Raw genomic sequence first — 1138 nt, 5'->3', positions numbered from 1 at the left:
ATGCGTTGTGCATCGGTTAAATTCGGTTGCACCGCTGCACTATCCCAAACCATTTTTAAAGGATCTAAACGCGTAATAACCGGTTCACCATCTATACTGTTTTCATAATCAAGGCGGGTATCAGTCCACCCCATGCCGCAGATAACGGCATCTTGGAAAGCATCACTATCAGCGTATTCTGCATGTGCCATGTCGCGAAACCATTCCGCTGCTCCTGTAAGCAATTCACTTGGCAATGCCTTACCTATTTGACGGGGAATGAATTGCACCTCTCGTTTATTGTTACGCTCTGAACCCACAACGGCATTAACCAATGGTGCAATACGGTTAAACGTCATAACGGGGCGGCGTTGCTCTTTTAACGCCGCTAAATCAGCCTCATTCCACTGATCACCATTGTAAAATCGAAAATCCTCTCTTGCATGTTCGCGCCATTTGTTCACATGCTCAACATCTTCTTTGTACCAGCTGATAGGCTATCGTATCAAAAAATGAAATAAAGTCAATAGGTTGTGTGAAATTATTTTATATGAATCCACTTAAGAATCCACACTTTTATACGTGATTCATTTGACCATTTTTGATATAAGATTGCCATGCATGAATAGACCATAAAAAGCAAATCATGATGTAAGTATTATAACGCATGTGTGTATTCAAATGAAATGAAAAGCCGATATCATTCATAACAGTTCATAAATTTTATGATACGTTTTTATCACAGCACAAATCACATTGTTTTAAATTTAGTCGTTTGAAAATATCGATAACATACGTTTAAAGATCACATCTTGTTTTAAAGATTGGATTGTTAATCACATAAAAGAGCAAATTAACATTCGCCAAAATTGGCGAGCGCAAAATAGAGAGCTGTCATAACAGCATCATCATAACACCGAACATTTTAAAGATTGCATAAAAGGATTTAAAGACAAGATCGATTTTATAACCACGGTATTTTTTTACCGAGGTAGGAAATAAAGGTCATGAAATTCAAAATGCTATATCTTATGAAATGAAAAGCCTTTTAATGAATAGATTGCAGGCTAGTCTTTAAGAATGGAACTATTCGCTTCCACAAAAAAATGGAGGCAAATAATGCCATGGCAGTAGAATAACTATCTACTTTAGATTTGGT

General features: G+C 36.7%; 1 protein-coding gene. It reads right to left on the bottom strand.

Annotated elements, in window-relative coordinates:
• Positions 1-473, bottom strand: a 473-nt coding sequence (locus tag ACFIL8_RS10700) for a portal protein (protein WP_375689757.1), incomplete at its 3' end; no start/stop codon positions are given.
• Between the last annotated feature and the right edge of the window lie 665 nt (positions 474-1138).

The sequence above is a fragment of the Bartonella sp. AP57NXGY genome (assembly GCF_042195805.1).
Classification (GTDB): Bacteria; Pseudomonadota; Alphaproteobacteria; order Rhizobiales; family Rhizobiaceae; genus Bartonella.
Note: the sequence above shows the minus strand (reverse complement) of the source record. Positions and strands in the feature narration are given on the sequence as shown.